Source organism: Promicromonospora kroppenstedtii DSM 19349 (assembly GCF_000515355.1).
GTDB lineage: Bacteria > Actinomycetota > Actinomycetes > Actinomycetales > Cellulomonadaceae > Promicromonospora > Promicromonospora kroppenstedtii.
The window spans coordinates 11,407-13,877 of the sequence record NZ_KI911768.1; the positions used below are offsets into that span (position 1 = coordinate 11,407).

Here is a 2,471-nt window from a genome sequence, read left to right on the forward strand (position 1 = left end):
GGCGGAGCCGCGGGGCGGGCCGGTCGCGGACCGCCGCGGGTGCGCCGGCGGCGGGTGGGGCGAGTGCTGACATGTCAGTCCTCCGTCCGGGCCTGGCGGGCGAGGTAGGTGATGATGAAGCCGATCGCCAGGGCGAAGATGACCACGGCGATGGCGGAGGCGTAGCCGAGGTTCCCCGTGGTGAACGCCTGCTGGAACATGTAGGTGCTCAGGAGCTGGGTCTCGTTGTAGGGTCCGCCGCGGGTCATCGCCCAGACGATGTCGAAGGTGCGCAGCGAGTCGATGACGGTCACGGCGAAGACGACCATGTTCACGCCACGCAGCTGCGGCATGACGATGCGCCAGAACCGCTGCCAGGCATTGGCGCCGTCGACGGCGGCGGCCTCCTCCAGCGAGCCGTCGGTGCCCTTGAGGCCGGCCAGGTACAGCACCATGATGTAGCCGACCTGGCGCCAGACGGCCGCGATCAGCACGGCCCAGAGGGCGACCGTGGGGTCGGCGAGCCACTGGCGTTCCAGGTGGTCGAGACCGAGCAGGCCGAGGGTGCCGTTGATCGGCCCGTCGGGCGCGTACATGACGCGCCAGAACAGGCCGCTGACGGCGAGCGAGACGACCATCGGCAGGTAGATGGCGCTGCGGTAGATGCTCACCATCGGGCCGGGCTTGTTCAGGGTGACCGCGAGGGCGAGGCCGCCCACCACGGACAGACCGCCGAACCCGAGCACCCAGATCACGTTGTTCTGCAGGGCGGTCAGGAAGATCGGGTCGGCGGCCAGGTCGCGGAAGTTCTGCAGGCCCACGGGCTCGGCCAGGCCGATCCCGTCCCAGCGGGTCAGGGCGAGCGAGAACGAGTTGGCCGCCGGCCAGAACACCCAGAACAGCTCGACCACGAACGGGACCAGCAGGAACACCCAGACGAGCAGCGGGACGCGCGCGAACCGGCTCGGGCGGCGAGTCGCGGTGGACGGCTGCGCGCTCACGACGCGAAGACCCCCTCGGCCGCCGTCTGCCACTCGTCGAGGATGCTCTTCATGGAGTCCGGCTGGGCGAGGAACTTGGTCAGGGCGGTGTCGGCGGTGGCCTGGAGGGCGTCGGAGGAGTCACGGTTGAAGAACTGCGTGATCTCCTCGGTGTTGTTCAGCAGCTCGATGCCCTTCTGGACCAGCGGGCTGAACGACGACGTGTCGACGTCGGGCGAGGTGGGCAGGTTCGACGACTTCGACTGCTCGATGTACTGCTGCTGCGACTCGGGGGACGCGAGGTAGCTCAGCAGGTCCAGGGCGCCCTGGTGGTTGTCGCTCCGCGCGGCGGCGAAGAACCCGTCGGTCGGGGCCTCCTCCGCCGTCGGCACCGAGTCGTTGATGACCGGAACGGAGAAGAAGTCGAGGTCGTCGCGCTGGTCCTCGGGGAAGTAACCGGAGACGAAGGCCCCGACGAGGTACATGGCCGACTTGTCCTGGGCGACGGGGGTCGCGGCGTCCTGCGCGGTGTACGACGCGGCGTTCTTGTCGAAGTACGGGATGAGCCGCTTGTACTCCTCCATGACGGCCACCACCTCGGGGTCGTTGAAGGCGTGCTCCCCGGCCAGCAGCTCCCGGTGGTACTGCGCGCCGTTGATCCGCAGGTCCAGGTAGTCGAACCAGCCCGACGCCATCCACGGCGTGGACGACAGGCCGTTGGTCAGCGGCACGATGCCCTGGCCGCTGAGGTTCTCGCACAGCGCGTGGAACTCGTCCCACGACGTGGGCGGCTCCACGCCCCACTTCTCGAACGCCGACTTCTTGTAGAAGACGCTCCACCAGTAGTAGCTGGTCGGCACGAAGATCTGCTTGCCCGCGGCGTCGGAGGACAGGCTGCGCAGCGCGTCGGAGTACCCGGCGCACGCGCCGTCGCCCTCCCACAGCGACGACACGTCGAGCAGCAGCCCCTCCTCGGCGTAGGACCGGGCCACCGACCCGGCGTACCAGCTCAGCACCTCGGGCGAGTCGCCGGAGCGCAGGTAGTTCGTCAGCTGCGCCCGGAACTGCTCGGTGGCCACGGAGTTCATCGTGACGTCGCCGCCGGGGTAGGCCTTGACCAGAGCCTCCAGCGCGGCCTTGGGGTCGGCGTCCTGGATCGAGTTCTGCAGGGTGATGAGGCCGGAGCTCGTGCCGCCCCCGCCTCCGCCGCTGCCGCCCGACGTCGTCCCCACGCAGGCGGCCAGCAGGCTCGCCGCGCCCAGCGTCATACCGCCCGCGAGGAGCTCGCGGCGGGTGATCGTTCGCTTGGACATCCTTGTTCCTCCTTCGTGCGCCCTCGTTGGCGCACCTGGTACCTCTCCGATCACGGGCGCGGGTCGGTCCGCGCCCGTCAGATTCCCGGGGCCTGGTCCACAGCCTCCCCGATGACGGCGGCAGGCCCGTGCAGCAGCGCCTCGCCCCGGCGCGCGACGGCGTGGCGCAGGTCGGCCGCGTGCCGCGACGCCAACAGCT

Annotated in this window: 2 protein-coding genes; both read right to left on the reverse strand. The window is 69.9% G+C overall.

Annotated features, from left to right (window positions below; translation table 11 throughout):
- Positions 1 to 74: 74 nt before the first annotated feature.
- The gene (locus PROKR_RS30220) at positions 75 to 980 is read right to left on the reverse strand and encodes a carbohydrate ABC transporter permease (RefSeq protein ID WP_036971706.1); all 906 of its coding nucleotides are present in this window, start codon (positions 978 to 980) and stop codon (positions 75 to 77) included.
- Complete coding sequence (locus PROKR_RS30225) at positions 977 to 2,272, reverse strand: ABC transporter substrate-binding protein (protein ID WP_036971709.1); 1,296 nt, start codon at positions 2,270 to 2,272, stop codon at positions 977 to 979. Before PROKR_RS30225 ends, PROKR_RS30220 begins: the two co-directional genes overlap by 4 nt.
- Positions 2,273 to 2,471: the final 199 nt, after the last annotated feature.